The organism is Lentzea roselyniae (genome assembly GCF_039537795.1).
Classification (GTDB): Bacteria; Actinomycetota; Actinomycetes; order Mycobacteriales; family Pseudonocardiaceae; genus Lentzea; species Lentzea atacamensis.
On sequence record NZ_BAABBE010000010.1, the window covers coordinates 41,723 to 56,512 of the forward strand.

Sequence of the window (14,790 nt, forward strand, 5' to 3'; positions counted from 1 at the left end):
GGATTCCAAACCGTTGTGGGTTCCCCCCTGCGCCGCGGGGGCCACGGCACTACCGTGCGTTGTTATGGGCACGGTCGCCCGGAGGAGGACTTCGGGTCTTCCTCTGGAGCTGAGCAGCTTCGTCGGCCGCCGGCGTGAGGTGGACGAGGTCAGGCGCCTGTTGTCCGCGTCACGCCTCGTGACCCTCACCGGACCGGGCGGAGTCGGCAAGACGCGCCTCGCCCTGGAGGTGAGCCGCATCGTGCACCGGGCGTTCCCGGACGGGGTCGTGCTGGTCGAGCTGGACGAGCTGCGCGACGCCGAGCTCGTGGCGAACGCCGTGGCGCTGGCGGTGGGCATGCGCGAGGCCGGCCGGACCTCGCTCGAGATGCTGATCGACTACCTGTCGTCGCGCCGGCTGCTGCTGGTGCTGGACAACTCCGAGCATCTCGTGGACGCGGTCGCCGGACTGTCCCACGCGCTGCTGCAGACGTGTCACGAGCTGCGAATCCTCTCGACGAGCCGGGAGTGCCTCGGCATCGCGGGCGAGGCAGTCATGCCCGTGCCACCGCTCACCCTCCCGGCCCTGGAACGGCCGCTCGGCGAGCAGGAGCTGAACGGGTCGGAGGCGGTGACGCTGTTCGCGGAACGAGCGGCGTCCGTGCGGCTCGGCTTCACCGTGAACTCCGCCAACGGGGACGTGGTGGCCGAGATCTGCCAACGACTGGACGGCCTGCCGCTCGCGATCGAGCTGGCGGCGGCGCGGGTGCGGGCGCTGTCGGAGAAGGACATCCTCGCCCGGCTGCTGGACCAGCCCCAGTCGCTCACCGCGGGGCAGCGCGTGCTCCCCGCCCGGCAGCAGACGCTGCGGTCGTGCATCGAGTGGAGCCACGGCCTGTGCTCGGACGCGGAGAAGCTGCTGTGGGCGCGGCTGTCGGTGTTCGCCGGCGGGTTCGAGCTCGACGCCGCGGAAGACGTGTGCTGCGGTGCCGGGCTCGCCGTCGAGGAAGTGCTGAGCACCGTGTCCTCGTTGCTGGACAAGTCGGTGCTGGTCGCGGACCAGCACGGCGACGTGATGCGCTACCGGATGCTGGAGACCATCCGCGAGTTCGGTGTGGAACAGCTCGACCGCGCGGGTGAACACGCGGATCTCCTGCGCAGGCACCGCGACTTCCACCTCGGGCTGATCGACCAGGCCAACGCCGACTGGGTGAGCTCCCGGCAGGTGTTCTGGTTCGCCAGGCTGGACCGTGAGCACGCCAACGTCCAGGCGGCCGTGGACTACTGCCTCAAGGAACCGGGGGAGCTGGAGGCCGCGTTCCGGATGCTGTCCGGTCTGTTCCACTTCTACTGGTGGGGCCGCGGCTGGGCCAGGGAAGGCCGCCTGTGGCTGGGCCGTGCGCTCGACCGGCCGAGCCCGCCGTCCGTCGAGCGGGCCAGGGCGCTGCTCACCGACGGCAGCCTGGCGGCGGCGGACGGGCAGTTCGACGACAGCCTGCGCCGCCTGGCCGACGCGAGGACCATCGAGGCGGTCGTGAACGACCCGGCCATCACGGCCTTCGCCTGCTGGGTGGAAGGCAGCGTCGATCTGTACAGCGGTGACCTGCCGGCCGCGATCTCGGTCTTGGAGCGGGGCATCGCGGTGCTGGCACCCGGCGTCGACGTGCCGCGCCGCCTCGACCTGATGGTGAGCTACTCCAGCGCCGTGGGCCTCGCCGGTGACGTCGCCCGCGCCACCGCCTGCCACGAGGAGTGGCTGCGGATCACCGAGCCCGCGGGCGAGTGCTTCCACCGCTCGTACGCGCTCTGGAGCATGGGCATCTTCGCGATGGCGCAGGGTGACCACGACCGTGCCGCCGGGCTGTACCGGGAGAGCATCCGGCTGCGCCGCGACATCCGCGACCTCACCGGCATCGGCTGGTCCGTGGAGTCGCTGTCGTGGGTCGAGGCCGCGCTCGGGCACGTGGAACCGGCGGCGACGCTGCTCGGCGCGGCGGACCGCGTCTGGGAGATCATGGCCCGTCCGCTGCGCACCTACCAGCACATGTACCCCTACCACGAGGAAGCCGAGCGCGTCGGGCGGAAACGACTGGGCGACAAGGGTTTCGACGAGGCGTTCGGGCGCGGCCGGTCGATGACGATCGACGAGGCCATGGCGTACTCCCTGGGCGAGGAGCCGGAGGCCGCCGCGCCGGTGGAGCCGCCGAGCGTGCTGACGCGGCGCGAGCGGGAGATCGCCGGCCTCATCGCCGAAGGGCTGACCAGCAGGGAGATCGCGGACCGGCTGGTGATCTCGGTGCGGACCGCGGAGACCCACACCGAGAACATCCTGACGAAGCTGGGGTTCAAGTCCAGGGTGCAGGTCGCGACCTGGGTGGCCGCGCAACGCCAGTAGATCCCCTCATCACCAGCCGGGGAGCTGCTCCGGCCGTCAGCTGTCCTGCCGCCGAGCGTTGATGAACGAGCGGTACCAGCGGTAGCTGGCGCGCGGTGTGCGGCGCTGGGTCGCGTAGTCGACGTGGATCAGGCCGAACCGGTGCTTGTAGCCGTGCGCCCACTCGAAGTTGTCGAGCAGCGACCAGCAGAAGTAGCCGCGGAGGTCCACTCCGGCCGCCGCGGCTGCTTCGGCCGCGGCGATGTGGTCGCGGAGATAGGCGATGCGGTCGTCGTCCTCGAAGGTTTCCGTGTCCGGGTAGACGCATCCGTTCTCCGTGACGTACACGGGAGGCAGATCGGGGTGACGGGCCTTGAGGTCCGTCAGCGCCGTGGTGAGACCGGCGGGTTCCACCGGCCAGCCCATGCCGGTGCGGGGCACGTCCGGCAGCTGGGTCGTGTCGACGCCGATGTCGTGGGCGGTGCGCTTGGCGGGATCCGGCTCCCGGTGCGGTGCGTCGGCGACGTGCAGGCGGTAGTAGTAGTTGAGACCGACGTGGTTCAGCGGCTCGCCGATGATCGACAGGTCCTCGTCGTGCCGGAACGAGAAGTCGGTGATCTCGCTGAACATCGAGGTCAGCTCGTCCGGATAGGTCCCGCCGAACAGCGGGTCGGTGAACTGCCTGCGCAACAGGCAGTCCTGCCGGCTCGCGGCGGCGACGTCGGCGGGGGAGTCCGTCACCGGCACGGTGGGGGACTGGTTGAGCACGATGCCGAACTCCTGGCCGGCCGCACCGTTGGCGCGCATGGCCCGCACGGCGAAACCGTGCCCCAGCAACAGGTGGTGCGCCGCCGCCAGTGCGCCGTGACCTTCCCTGGCGCCGGGGGCGTGCCGGCCTTCGCCGTAGCCCACGATCGAAGAGCAGTACGGCTCGTTCAGCGTGACCCACTTGGTGACGACGTCGCTCAGCGCCTCGTGCACGGTCGCGGCGTAGTCGGCGAACCGGTAGGACGTGTCGCGGCTGCGCCAGCCACCCAGGTCCTCCAGCGCCTGCGGCAGGTCCCAGTGGTACAGCGTGACGAACGGCTCGATCCCCTTGCCCAGCAACGCCTCGGCGAGCCGCCGGTAGAAGTCGAGGCCGCGCTGCTCCACCCGGCCGCGTCCCTCCGGCAGGATCCTCGGCCACGACACCGAGAAGCGGTACGCGTCCACGCCGAGGTCGACGAGCAACCGCACGTCCTCGGCCCAGCGGTGGTAGTGGTCCGCCGCCACGTCGCCGTTGTCGCCGTTCGCGACCGCGCCGGGCACCGCCGCGAACGTGTCCCAGATGGACGGACCGCGGCCGTCGAGCCGCGCCGCCCCCTCGATCTGATAGGCCGAGGTCGCCACACCCCAGCGGAAGCCGTCCGGAAAACTCACACCGATCTCCTTCGCGAGGTCAGCCCTTGACGGCGCCCGGCATGGTGCCGCCGACGATCTGGCGGCCGAACACTGCCGGGGATGTGCGGGGCCCATGACAACCGGGTCACACCGAGCCCGTCAAGTAACAAAACGATAAACGAGTCGACTGTGGCAGTCGTTTGAACAGGGAAACTGCTGCTCGTACGATGATGTAACCGCTTACGGTGAAACGGAGGTCCGATGGCGACCGGGCGTGAGATCGCCCAGCTCTGCGGTGTGTCCGTGGCGACGGTGTCGCGTGTCTTCAACCAGCCGGAAACGGTCAACGAGGAAACGCGGGAACGAGTGCTGCGAGTCGCGCGGGAGCTGGGCTACCAGCCCAACGAATCCGCGCGGGCGTTGTCGACGAAGCAGTCCACGATGATCGGACTGGTCTGGGACACCGACCACCGCAGGCCCGGCTGGCGGCACCCGTACCTGCAGGACCTGCTGATCGGGCTGAAGTCCGCGCTCAGCGTCCACGGTTACCACCTGCTGATGCTCGCGACCAGCGGTGACGCCCGCGAGGTCGGCGCGTCGCTCGCTGATCCGGTCGGCTACGTGAACATGACCCGCCGCCACCACCTCGGCGGGCTCGTCCTGATCGACAGCGGTTCCGACGCCGAGGCGTTCGAAGCCTTCGCGCAGTCAGGAGTTCCGTGCGTCGCGCTGGACGTAGCCGTCGACGGCCCCAGAGCCACCTACGTGACCTCCGACAACGCCGGCGGCGCGCGGGCGGCCACCCGGCACCTCACTGGACTCGGTCACACCCGGATCGCCACGATCACGGGCCCGCCGGGCAACCAGCCCTCCCGGGCCCGTGTCGCCGGCTACCGCGATGCACTGCGGGAGGCCGGTCTGCCGCCGCGCGACGAGTACGTCGTCGCCGGTGACTTCTACCGGACGAGTGGAACCGTTGCCATGCAACGACTTCTCGCACTGAACGAGCCGCCGACGGCTGTGTTCGCGGCCAGCGACGAGATGGCGGTCGGAGCGCTGCTGGCCGCCCGTGCCGCGGGACTGCGCGTGCCGGACGACCTGGCGATCGTCGGGTTCGACGACATCGAGATCGCCTCCGTGGTCGATCCGGCGCTCACCACGGTGGCCCAGGACAAACCGGGGTTCGGTGTGGCGGCCGCCAAAGCGATCATGGCCATGATCACCGGCACTGGCCGCGAGGACCCGGTGATCCTGCCGACCCGGCTGGTCGTCAGGGACTCCTGCGGAGCCTGAACATCAGGCCGAGATGCCTGGTGCCCACGGATCGATGGGCACCACCTCGGTGATGTGCCCGCTTTCACTGAGCAGGCAACCCATCCGCTTCACCGCGCGCAACGTGACGGCGCGGTCGGTGAGGGTCAGCTGAGGCAGGCTGGTCGCGAGCTCCGCTTCCACGCGCTGGATGTCGCCGAGCGACCGCAACCAGAGCGTCGTGATCAGGTTGTCCGACCCGGTGACCGCCGCGCACAGCCGCACCTCCGTCCGTGCGGCCAGCTTCGTGGCGGTCTCGTCGAGCTGGTCGGGCGGCACGCGCGCCCAGAACGTCGTGGCGATCGGCCATCCGGTGATGGGCTGCGCGACCTCGCAGCGGAACGACAGCAGGCCGTCCTCCATCATCCAGTTGAGCCAGCGGCGCACCGCTGCGCCCGATCGCGGCCCCGATGTCCACCGCTGTCCGGCGTCCGTCGTGCAGCGCGCGGAGCACCTCCTGGTGGCGGAGCTTCCACACGGAGCCTTCCCGGGGCTGTTGGAGAACCCGCTGCCCGGCGGCGAGGACTTCTCCCGAGTCGTGCGCGAGGTGCCCGGCACGTTCGTGCTGCTCGGCGCGGGAGACGGCCGGACGGGCAACCACTCGCCGCTCGCGGTGTTCGACGACGCGGTGCTGACGGACGGAGCCGCCGTGCTCGCCGAGCTCGCGCTGCGCAGAGGACAGCCGGCATGAACCTCACCGTTGTCGTCACCATCGCGGCGTTGCCGACCATCGCCTTGCTGGCGTGGGCGTTGTGGTTGCTGTTCAACGTGGTGATCGCGCGCCGGCACGGGCCGGACAGCCTGAAGATCACCCCGCAGATCGCACGGGCGTTCCGGCCGCAGCAGTGGGCCGGACCGCTGGGCAAGGACTCCGAACCACGGCAGGAGGTGTAGTTCTCGTGCACCCCAGGCAGATGTGATGTGAGCGCTAACGCTAGGCAAAGCGACGGCAAGAACGTTGTGCCAGCTGAGACAACTGAAACTTGCAAATCTCAAATTTCCTGCACCACAAGGGAAGAGCTTGTGCGGCCATTCTTGTCGTCTCAGGTGGTCAGGCCCTTGACGTGAAGTCGCTGCGTTATCCAGTGTTAGCGCTAACGCACCATGGTTTCCTGGGACGGGAGAACAGATGCACGCAAAGTTACGGCGGCTCATCGTCTGCGCCGCCGCGCTGGTCGCCACCGCACTGCCCGCCGCACCGGCGCTCGCGGAGTCCAACGGCGGAACACGCGTCATGCCGCTGGGCGACTCGATCACCGAGGGGACGCAGGTACCGGGCGGCTACCGCATCGGGCTGTGGCAGCGGGCCACCAGCGCGAACTACCGCGTGGACTTCGTCGGCTCGGAGTTCAACGGCCCGGCGTCGCTCGGGGACCACGACCATCAGGGCCACCCCGGCTGGCGCATCGACCAGATCCACGCGAACGTCGAAACCTGGCTCCGCAACACCACTCCGCGCACGGTTCTGCTGCACATCGGCACCAACGACGTGCTCCAGAACCACGACCTGGCGAACGCGCCCGCCCGCCTGTCGGCCCTGGTCGACCGCATCACCGCGACCGCGCCCAACGCCGACGTGTTCGTCGCGACGATCATCCCGCTGTCGAACGCGGGGCAGGAGTCCGCTGCCCGCGCCTACAACGCCACGATCCCCGGCATGGTGCAGAGCAAGGTGAACGCGGGCAAGCGGGTGCGCCTGGTCGACATGCACTCCGCGCTCACCACCAACGACCTGATCGACGGAGTCCACCCGACCGCGACCGGCTACGACAAGATGGCCGCGACCTGGTACAGCGCCCTGCGCAGCGTGCCCGGCAGCATCGGTGATCCCGTGGCGGGCAAGCGGATCGCCGGCGTCCCGTCAGGCCGGTGCGTGGACGTTCCCGGGGCGACCACCACCAACGGCACCCAGACCCAGCTGTGGGACTGCCACAGCGGAACCAACCAGAGCTGGGCCTACACCTCGAACCGGCAGCTGGTGGTCTACGGCACGAAGTGCCTGGACGCCTCGGGCTGGGGCACGACCAACGGCACGCAGGTGGCGATCTGGGACTGCACCGGCGGCGCGAACCAGCAGTGGAACGTCAACGCCAACGGCACCATCACCAACGCCTTGTCCAACCTGTGCCTCGACGCCAGCGGTCAGGGTTCCGCCAACGGCACCAAGCTCATCCTGTGGTCCTGCTCGGGGCAGTCCAACCAGCAGTGGCGGTTCTGACGACCGCTCGGAGCGCACCGGTCCCGAGCCCGGGGCCGGTGCGACCGTCAGACCACCAGCTTCTGGTACTGCTCGCGATCCATGTCGTACACCTCGAGCGTGAGCTGCGTCGGCAGTCCCTCCACCGGCTTGAGGTGTTCACGCGCGAGCTCGATGCCCACCCGCCCGACCTCCTGCTTCAGCTCGGCCGGCCGTCCCGACAACAGCCCGATCCGAACGTGGATCATCGCCGCGGGGGAGCCGTCGCCGATCACGCACTCCTCGATCTGGCGGAACCGCGTCTTGAACGCGGCCACCTCCGAGCTGACCAGCGGCGACAAGGCCTGGTGCAGCGCGAGGGCGAAGGCTCGGCGGTCGAACGCCCCGCTCAGCTCCGCGGAGTGCTCGACGGTGATCTGCGGCATGCGCCCACGCTACCGGTGATCAACAGGAATGCGCGGCGACCCGAGTCCGGCGCCCGGCGAGCGAGAGCGCGAGCCAGCCGAACGCACCCGCCCACCCGGCGAACGCCGCCGCGAGAGTCGGTTCCCACTCCGGCTGGCCGAGCCGCAGCACCCAGCTCACGCCGAACAGCACCAGGACAGCGGCGATGCCGAGATCATGCCCGGACGTGCGGGTGGCCGGTTCGGCGAAGATCCGGTCGAGCCACTCGGCGGACGCCACCGCGATGCCCAGCAGCAGGCCAGCGGTGATCAGGTGCCACGCCACGGCAGCGGGCAGTCCGGTGAACACGTGCAGCACGTCGAGCGCGGCCGCGGTGGTGAGCAGGGCGAGCGGCAGTACGACCAGACGGCGCGGCATTGTCGTTCCTTCCTGGAGCAAGTTCGAGGGATAGATACCCGCGATGGCCGCCGTCACACCTAGTATCGGCGGGGTGGACGTCCTGCGCAGGAACAACGTCGTGGTCACCGGCAACGAGACCGGTCCAGCCGTGCTGCTCGCACACGGTTTCGGCTGCGATCAGAACCTGTGGCGCAGAATCGTCCCGGACCTGGCCGAACGGTGTCGCGTGGTGTTGTTCGACCACACCGGGTGCGGCCGCTCGGACGTGAGCGCGTGGTCCGCCGAGCGTTACAGCGGCCTCGACGGGTACGCCGACGACGTGCTGGAGATCTGCAGCGCGCTCGACCTGCGCGATGTCGTGCTGGTCGGTCACTCGGTCAGCGCCATGATCGCCGTGCTGGCCGCGAACAGGGAGCCGGAACGGTTCGCGCAGCTGGTCCTCCTCACGCCCTCACCGTGCTATGTGGACGATGACGACTACCGCGGCGGGTTCAGCCGGGAGGACGTCGACGAGCTGCTCGCCGCGCTGGAGTCGAACTACCTGGGCTGGTCCGCCGCGATGGCACCGGTCATCGTGGACAACCCCGATCGGCCCGAGCTCGCGGAGGAGTTGAAGAACAGCTTCTGCCGCACGGATCCGGCGATCGCGCGGGTGTTCGCCCGCGCCACGTTCCTGTCGGACAACCGCACCGACCTGGCGAGGGTGACCGTGCCGACGCTGGTGATCCAGTGCGCCGTCGACGCCATCGCGCCGCCGGAGGTCGGGCAGTACACGCACGAGCAGATCGCCGGCAGCGAGCTGGTCACGCTGAACGCGACCGGACACTGCCCGCAGCTGAGCGCACCGGAGATCACCGCGAAGGCGATCCTGGAGTTCGTGGACACCCGATGACGTGGGACAGCGGGACGTTCGCGGCGTTGCTGGAGGACAGCGCGGAGGACCTCTACGACAACGCGCCCTGCGGCTACGTCTCGACGTTGCTGGACGGCACCATCGCGAAGATCAACGCGACGCTGCTGGCCTGGCTCGGTTACGACCGGGACGAGCTCGTCGGCCGCAGGCGGTTCCCCGAGCTGCTGACGGTCGGCGGCCGGATGTACTACGAGACGCACTTCGCGCCGTTGCTGCAGATGCAGGGCGAGATCGGCGGCGTCGCGCTGGAGGTGAGGACCGCGGACGGCACGCGGCTGCCGGTGCTGCTGACCTCCACCGTCAAGAACGGTCCCGGCGGCGAGGCGCAGCTGATCCGCACGACGGTGTTCGACGCCCGCGACCGGCGCGCGTACGAGGAGGAGCTGCTGCGCGCCCGGCAGCAGGCCGAACGGGAACGTGACAAGGCCCAGCAGCTGGCGAGGACGTTGCAGCAGACCCTGTTGCCGCCCGCGCTGCCCGTGATACCCGGAGTGCAGGTCGAGGCCCGTTACCACCCGGCGTCGCTCGACCAGGTCGGCGGCGACTTCTACGACGTGTTCCCGCTCGGGGGCGACACCTGGGGCTTCTTCCTCGGCGACGTGTCCGGCAAGGGCGTGGACGCGGCGGTGGTGACCTCGCTGACGCGCTACACCCTGCGCGCCGCGGCGATCAACAACCCGGATCCGGTCAGCGTGCTGAAGAACCTCAACACCGTCCTCAACCACGCGAAATCGCGCCTGTGCACGGTCATCTACGGCTGCATCCGGCCCGCCGGCGACGGCGCCACCGTCACGCTGGCCACCGGCGGGCACACCCCGCCGCTGCTCCTGCGCGCGGACGGCACCGCGGAGCTGGTGGAACTGCCGGGCGGGCAACTGGTCGGCGTGCTGCCGGACGCCCGCGTCGTCACGACCGAGCTCCGCCTGACGCCGGGCGACGTGCTGCTGTGCTACACCGACGGCTTGACCGAGGCACGAGTCGACGGCGCCGTCCGCTACAGCGAGGAGGAGCTGCGAGACGACCTGGCCGGCTTGGCACCGGCCACTGCTGTGTCGGTGATCGCCGCGGCGGGCCGGTTGCTCGCGGGTTTCGGCGATGGCGTCGAGGACGACACGGCGTTGCTCGCGTTCGGCGTTGAACCGCTCGGCGCGATCAGCCCGGTTTCGTAGGCGGGTACGGCGGCCTGGGCGACGGTGTCGAGGGCGACACGGCGTTGCCGGCGCTGAGCGTTCAGCCGCCCGGTGCGACCAGCCCGGTCTCATAGGCGAGCACCACGGCCTGGGCCCGGTCGCGCAGCGCCAGCTTGGCGAAGATTCGGGCCACGTGGGTCTTGACCGTCGCCTCGCTGAGGGTGAGGTCGTCGGCGATCTCGGCGTTGGACCGTCCGTGCCCGACCAGTGTCAGCACCTCCCGTTCGCGCGGGGTGAGCGCGGCCAGATCCCGGTGCACGACAGGGGCTCGCGCGGCAGGCGAGCCGGACGCGAACCGTTCGACGAGCCTGCGGGTGATCGACGGGGCGAGCAGCGCGTCACCGGTCTCGACCAGGCGCACGGCGGCGACGAGGTGCTCCGCGGTGACGTCCTTGAGCAGGAACCCGCTGGCACCGGCGGCGAGTGCGTCGTACACGTACCGGTCGAGGTCGAACGTCGTCAGCATCAGCACGCGGCAGTCCGGTGACTCGCGCACGATGCGGCGGGTGGCTTCGAGGCCGTCCATGGTGGGCATGCGGATGTCCATCAGCACGACGTCCGGCTTGAGGTCCCGCACGGCCGTCACCGCCTCGGCGCCGTCGGCCGCCTCGCCCACGACGTCGATGCCGCCCGAGGTCAGGATCATGCGGAAGCCGATGCGCACGTACGCCTGGTCGTCGGCGATCACCACCCGTGGCGCGGTCACAGCGGAATCCTCGCCCGGACGCGGAACCCGCCGCCGAGCCGTCTGCGGGCGTCGAGGTCGCCGCCCAGCACGGCGACGCGCTCCCGCAAGCCGAGCAGGCCGCGTCCCTCGCCGTCCTTCGTGGACACCGCGGCTCCCGACAGCACACTCGGGCCGCTGTTGAGCACCTCGACCCGCAGGGAGTGGTCCGCGTACCTGATGGTCACGTCCGCCTTTCCGCCGTCGCCGTGCTTGAGCGCGTTGGTCAGCGCCTCCTGGACGATCCGGTACGCCGTGAGGTCCACTCCGGACGGCAGCTCGCGGGGCTCGCCCGAGATGCGGACCTCGACCGGCAGCCCGGCGAAGCACATCCGGTCGACCAGCGAGCCGAGCCTGCTCAGACCTGGTTGCGGCGACAGCAGGTCCTCGCCGTCCGCCGACGGTGCAAGCAGGCCGAGCATGTGCCGCAGCTCGGTCATCGTGTCGCGCCCGGCCGACTCCACCGCCAGCAACGCGCCGGTCGCCTCCTCGGCCCCGGTCGCGAGCACCCGGCGTGCCGCACCGGCCTGCACGACCATGACGCTCACGTTGTGGCTCACGATGTCGTGCAGCTCCCTGGCGATCCTGGCTCGTTCGGCGTCCACGGCCCCACGGGCGGCGCTTTCCCGTTCCCGCTCAAGCAGCCAGCCGCGTTCCTCCATCGCACGGGCGTACGCGCGCTTCGCCACCGCCAGCCGCACCGCGAGGAAACCGGCGGTCAGGCAGGCGAGGACGGCCACGATCAACTCCCACACCCGACTCACCTTCCCAGAGCGCGTGACGTGCGCGCATCACTCCCCGGATGCAGCGGCTACATCCCCGGGATGACCCCGCCGGGCAGGTTACCTCCCCGGACTGATGCCCGGTCCCGTCGCGCCGAACAGGATGGCGGCCATGAACAACGACGCGGTCGTCCAGATATCGGACCTGCGCAAGGAGTACAGCGACTCGACAGCGCTCGACGGGGTGTCGCTCACCGTGCGCGCCGGGGAGGCCGTCGCGGTGATGGGTCCGTCCGGCAGCGGCAAGTCGACGCTGCTGAACATGATCGCGGGCCTGGACCGGCCGACGTCCGGCTCGGTCGTCGTGCACGGCACGGACCTGGGTTCGCTGAACGAGACGGGTCTCGCCCTGTTCCGCCGGCGCGGGATCGGCATGATCTTCCAGTTCTTCAACCTGCTCGACGACCTGTCGGCGCTGGACAACGTCGCGCTCGCCGCCCAGCTGACCGGCACTCCGGCGGGTCAGGCGCGCAGGCGGGCGCTGGAGCTCTTCGGTGAGCTCGGCATCGAGAACCGCAAGAACGTCTACCCGGCCCGGCTGAGCGGCGGGGAACGGCAGCGCGTCGCGGTCGCACGGGCGTTGATGAACCGGCCCGCGTTGCTGCTCGCCGACGAACCCACCGGCGCGCTGGACAGCAGGTCGGGCGAGCAGGTGATGGACCTGCTGCTCGACCTCAACCAGATCGGCCAGACGTTGCTGCTGGTCACGCACGACGAACGGCTCGCGACCCGGTGTGCGAGCCGGGTGATCGAGGTCGTCGACGGCAGGATCGAGCGGGAGCAGAGCCTGGAGCGCACCCAGGAGAAGGCGCTGTGACCGCGGTGTGGAGCGCGGCGTGGGCCGCGGTGCGCCGCCGGATGCTGCAGACGATCGTGATCGGCGTCGTCGTGTGCGCCTCGACCGCGACGCTCGTGATGGCCCTCGGACTGCTCGAATCCGCCGCCGCGCCGTTCGACCGGGCGTTCGCCACGCACCGCGGAGCGCACCTCACCGCGGCGTTCGATCCGGCGAAGGTGTCGGAGGACCAGCTCAGGAGCGGGCAGACCGAGTCGGCCGGCCCGTTCCTCCAGTCCACTCTGGACACCTCGACCGGCGAGGTGTTCATGGGCACGCTCACCGTCGCCGGACGGGCGGATCCCGGCGGCTCGGTCGACCGCCTGTCCGTGTGGCGGGGCAGATGGGCCACCGCGCCCGGTGAGATCGTCCTGAACCGCGTGCCGGGTGGCGAAGGCCGGACGGACGTGGGCTTCGAGATCACCGCCGCCGGACGCCCGAAGCTGACGGTGGTCGGCTTCGCCCACTCCGTCACGGGTTCCGCCGACGCCTGGGTGACTCCCGATCAGGTCAAGGCGTTGCAGCCGACCGCGCTGCAGATGCTCTACCGCTTCCAGAAGGCCGCCACCGCGGCCGAGGTCGCAGAGGGACAGCAGACCGTGACCGCCGGCCTTCCGGAAGGCGCGCTGCTGGGCACCCTGTCGCACCTCACCGTCAGGGACAAGGCCACGTCCGAGCTCGGCGTGTTCATCCCGTTTCTGATGATCTTCGGTGTGCTCGGCCTGGTGGTGGCGGTCCTCATCGTCGCCAACGTCGTCAGCGGCGCGGTCGTCGCGGGCTTCCGGCACATCGGCGTGCTCAAGGCGCTGGGCTTCACGCCGGGCCAGGTCATGGCGGTGTACCTGGTGATGGTCTCGATCCCCGCGGTCGCCGGCTGCGTGCTCGGCACGGTGGCGGGCAACGTCTTCGCCAAACCGGTCGTGCAGGACGCGGTCGAGGGCTTCGGCGTGACCGAGCTGAGCTTCGCGCCGTGGGTGAACGCCGTGGCACTGCTGGGCATGCCCGCGCTCGTGATCTCGGCGGCGCTCGTCCCGGCGTTGCGTGCCCGCGGGCTGCCGGCCGCCAGGGCGATCAGCGCGGGCATCACCACGCACACCGGGCGGGCGCTGCGGATCCAGCGCTGGCTCAGCGGAACGCGGTTGCCGCGCTCGGTCAGCCTCGGCCTCGGCGTGCCGTTCGCCCGCGCCGGCCGCAGCGCGCTGACGCTGGCATCGGTGGTGCTGGGCGTCATGACCGTGACGCTCGCCGCCGGTGTCACGATGTCGGTCGCGGCGTACGACGACGCGGTCCGTCCGTCCTACACCGATCGTGTCGAGGTGCTGGCAGGACGGCCGCCGGGCATGCCGGTCATGCGGACACCCGAGACGGGGGAGCCGCCCGCCGCCACGTTGAGCGACAGCGACGACGAGAAGATGCTGCGCTCGTTGCCCGGCACGAACGCGGTGATGGCGGTGTCGCAGCTGGAAACCGAGGTCGCCGGTGGCACGCAGGACGCCATGATCTTCTTCTACCGCGGGGACACCGGCGCACTGGGTCCGCGCGTGCTCACGGGGCACTGGCCGGACGGACCGGGCCAGGTCGTGGCCCCGTCGCGGTTCCTCAACCAGCGCGGGCTCGGCGTCGGCGACACGATCACCGTGCAGGCGGGCGAGAACCGGACCGAACTGAAGATCGTCGGCGTCGTCCTCACCAACAACGAGGACCAGATCTTCGCGGACTGGACCGCCCTGGACGTTCTCGCGCCCGGCACCCGCGCGCACTCCTACCAGGTCCGGTTCACGCCCGGCACGGACCGGCAGACCTTCACCGCCGCGATCGCGGCGGGGGATCCGGGTCTGCGCGTCCTGCCACCGCGCGACGGCTCGTCGTCGACGGCGGTGATCCTCATCAGCGCCGCGACCGTGCTGACCCTGGTTCTCGGGGCGGTGGCGGCACTCGGCGTCTTCAACACCGTCGTCCTCAACGCCCGCGAACGCCGCCGCGACCTCGGCATGCTCAAGTCGATCGGCATGACCCCGCGCCAGGTCACCGTGATGCTGGTGACCTCGATGGGCGCGCTGGGCGTGGTCGGCGGACTTGTTGGCGTGCCTGTGGGCGTTGTGGTGCACCAACTCGTCGTTCCCGCCATGGCGCACGCGGGCCAGGCCGATGCCGTGGACATCCTGATGAACGTCTACCACGCGCCCGCGCTCGTGCTGCTGGCTCTCGCGGGAGTCGTGATCGCCGTGCTCGGCGCACTCGTGCCGTCCAGGGGCGCGGCACGCCTCTCGATCGCCACCGTTCTGCACAACGAATAGGGGG

15 protein-coding genes are annotated in these 14,790 nt (G+C 70.3%); 9 read left to right on the forward strand and 6 right to left on the reverse strand.

What is annotated here, in order from left to right; translation table 11 throughout:
• The first annotated feature begins 64 nt into the window (after positions 1–64).
• Positions 65–2,374 carry an ATP-binding protein gene (locus tag ABFX45_RS19175; protein ID WP_346131533.1) on the forward strand — a complete coding sequence of 770 codons (2,310 nt, stop codon included), beginning with the start codon at positions 65–67 and terminating at the stop codon, positions 2,372–2,374.
• A 36-nt stretch (positions 2,375–2,410) separates the two neighbouring features.
• Here ABFX45_RS19175 and ABFX45_RS19180 read toward each other — a convergent pair whose 3' ends face one another.
• Positions 2,411–3,778 carry a GH1 family beta-glucosidase gene (locus ABFX45_RS19180; RefSeq protein WP_112226204.1) on the reverse strand — a complete coding sequence of 456 codons (1,368 nt, stop codon included), beginning with the start codon at positions 3,776–3,778 and terminating at the stop codon, positions 2,411–2,413.
• Between the two features lie 216 nt (positions 3,779–3,994).
• On the opposite strand from ABFX45_RS19180, the gene ABFX45_RS19185 reads away from it, so the two are divergent.
• Positions 3,995–5,026: a LacI family DNA-binding transcriptional regulator gene (locus ABFX45_RS19185; RefSeq protein ID WP_346131534.1), complete on the forward strand. Its 1,032-nt coding sequence runs from the start codon at positions 3,995–3,997 to the stop codon at positions 5,024–5,026.
• Between the two features lie 3 nt (positions 5,027–5,029).
• Here the strand turns inward: ABFX45_RS19185 and ABFX45_RS19190 are convergent, their stop codons facing one another.
• The gene (locus ABFX45_RS19190; protein ID WP_346131535.1) at positions 5,030–5,431 is read right to left on the reverse strand and encodes an Lrp/AsnC family transcriptional regulator; all 402 of its coding nucleotides are present in this window, start codon (positions 5,429–5,431) and stop codon (positions 5,030–5,032) included.
• Positions 5,432–5,504: 73 nt separating this feature from the next.
• Here ABFX45_RS19190 and ABFX45_RS19195 point away from each other — a divergent pair, with 73 nt between their 5' ends.
• The 3 genes from ABFX45_RS19195 to ABFX45_RS19205 all read left to right on the forward strand — a co-directional run bounded on the left by ABFX45_RS19195 (position 5,505) and on the right by ABFX45_RS19205 (position 7,262).
• On the forward strand, positions 5,505–5,735 hold the full coding sequence (locus ABFX45_RS19195; protein ID WP_428834170.1) for a hypothetical protein: 231 nt from the start codon (positions 5,505–5,507) through the stop codon (positions 5,733–5,735).
• Positions 5,732–5,938: a hypothetical protein gene (locus ABFX45_RS19200; RefSeq protein ID WP_109636872.1), complete on the forward strand. Its 207-nt coding sequence runs from the start codon at positions 5,732–5,734 to the stop codon at positions 5,936–5,938. Before ABFX45_RS19195 ends, ABFX45_RS19200 begins: the two co-directional genes overlap by 4 nt.
• A 235-nt stretch (positions 5,939–6,173) precedes the next feature.
• Positions 6,174–7,262 (forward strand): RICIN domain-containing protein, encoded by a 1,089-nt coding sequence (locus tag ABFX45_RS19205; protein WP_109636873.1) that lies wholly within the window; start codon positions 6,174–6,176, stop codon positions 7,260–7,262.
• Between the two features lie 47 nt (positions 7,263–7,309).
• Here ABFX45_RS19205 and ABFX45_RS19210 read toward each other — a convergent pair whose 3' ends face one another.
• Both ABFX45_RS19210 and ABFX45_RS19215 read right to left on the reverse strand, forming a co-directional pair.
• The gene (locus ABFX45_RS19210) at positions 7,310–7,666 is read right to left on the reverse strand and encodes a 5-carboxymethyl-2-hydroxymuconate Delta-isomerase (protein ID WP_112225255.1); all 357 of its coding nucleotides are present in this window, start codon (positions 7,664–7,666) and stop codon (positions 7,310–7,312) included.
• Between the two features lie 19 nt (positions 7,667–7,685).
• The gene (locus ABFX45_RS19215) at positions 7,686–8,063 is read right to left on the reverse strand and encodes a hypothetical protein (protein WP_109636875.1); all 378 of its coding nucleotides are present in this window, start codon (positions 8,061–8,063) and stop codon (positions 7,686–7,688) included.
• A gap of 43 nt (positions 8,064–8,106) precedes the next feature.
• Between ABFX45_RS19215 and ABFX45_RS19220 the strand changes: the two genes are divergently transcribed.
• Positions 8,107–8,937, forward strand: coding sequence for an alpha/beta fold hydrolase (locus ABFX45_RS19220; protein ID WP_233439532.1), 831 nt, complete (start codon positions 8,107–8,109; stop codon positions 8,935–8,937).
• Entirely contained in the window at positions 8,934–10,127 is a 1,194-nt protein-coding gene (locus tag ABFX45_RS19225) for a PP2C family protein-serine/threonine phosphatase (RefSeq protein WP_109636877.1), read from the forward strand. Before ABFX45_RS19220 ends, ABFX45_RS19225 begins: the two co-directional genes overlap by 4 nt.
• Before the next feature lie 61 nt (positions 10,128–10,188).
• On the opposite strand, the gene ABFX45_RS19230 is transcribed toward ABFX45_RS19225, so the two are convergent.
• Both ABFX45_RS19230 and ABFX45_RS19235 read right to left on the reverse strand, forming a co-directional pair.
• The gene (locus tag ABFX45_RS19230) at positions 10,189–10,854 is read right to left on the reverse strand and encodes a response regulator (RefSeq protein ID WP_109636878.1); all 666 of its coding nucleotides are present in this window, start codon (positions 10,852–10,854) and stop codon (positions 10,189–10,191) included.
• Positions 10,851–11,627 (reverse strand): sensor histidine kinase, encoded by a 777-nt coding sequence (locus ABFX45_RS19235; protein ID WP_215732130.1) that lies wholly within the window; start codon positions 11,625–11,627, stop codon positions 10,851–10,853. Before ABFX45_RS19235 ends, ABFX45_RS19230 begins: the two co-directional genes overlap by 4 nt.
• 139 nt (positions 11,628–11,766) lie before the next feature.
• Here ABFX45_RS19235 and ABFX45_RS19240 point away from each other — a divergent pair, with 139 nt between their 5' ends.
• Both ABFX45_RS19240 and ABFX45_RS19245 read left to right on the forward strand, forming a co-directional pair.
• Positions 11,767–12,471, forward strand: coding sequence for an ABC transporter ATP-binding protein (locus tag ABFX45_RS19240; RefSeq protein ID WP_233441851.1), 705 nt, complete (start codon positions 11,767–11,769; stop codon positions 12,469–12,471).
• The gene (locus tag ABFX45_RS19245) at positions 12,468–14,786 is read left to right on the forward strand and encodes an ABC transporter permease (RefSeq protein WP_346131536.1); all 2,319 of its coding nucleotides are present in this window, start codon (positions 12,468–12,470) and stop codon (positions 14,784–14,786) included. Before ABFX45_RS19240 ends, ABFX45_RS19245 begins: the two co-directional genes overlap by 4 nt.
• Positions 14,787–14,790: the final 4 nt, after the last annotated feature.

Coding starts and splice junctions, on each gene's coding strand:
- ABFX45_RS19205 (WP_109636873.1), top strand. CDS start 6,174: ATGCACGCAAAGTTACGGCGGCTCATCGTCTGCGCCGCCGCGCTGGTC.
- ABFX45_RS19200 (WP_109636872.1), top strand. CDS start 5,732: ATGAACCTCACCGTTGTCGTCACCATCGCGGCGTTGCCGACCATCGCC.
- ABFX45_RS19240 (WP_233441851.1), top strand. CDS start 11,767: ATGAACAACGACGCGGTCGTCCAGATATCGGACCTGCGCAAGGAGTAC.
- ABFX45_RS19215 (WP_109636875.1), bottom strand. CDS start 8,063: ATGCCGCGCCGTCTGGTCGTACTGCCGCTCGCCCTGCTCACCACCGCG.
- ABFX45_RS19175 (WP_346131533.1), top strand. CDS start 65: ATGGGCACGGTCGCCCGGAGGAGGACTTCGGGTCTTCCTCTGGAGCTG.
- ABFX45_RS19220 (WP_233439532.1), top strand. CDS start 8,107: ATGGCCGCCGTCACACCTAGTATCGGCGGGGTGGACGTCCTGCGCAGG.
- ABFX45_RS19210 (WP_112225255.1), bottom strand. CDS start 7,666: ATGCCGCAGATCACCGTCGAGCACTCCGCGGAGCTGAGCGGGGCGTTC.
- ABFX45_RS19185 (WP_346131534.1), top strand. CDS start 3,995: ATGGCGACCGGGCGTGAGATCGCCCAGCTCTGCGGTGTGTCCGTGGCG.
- ABFX45_RS19225 (WP_109636877.1), top strand. CDS start 8,934: ATGACGTGGGACAGCGGGACGTTCGCGGCGTTGCTGGAGGACAGCGCG.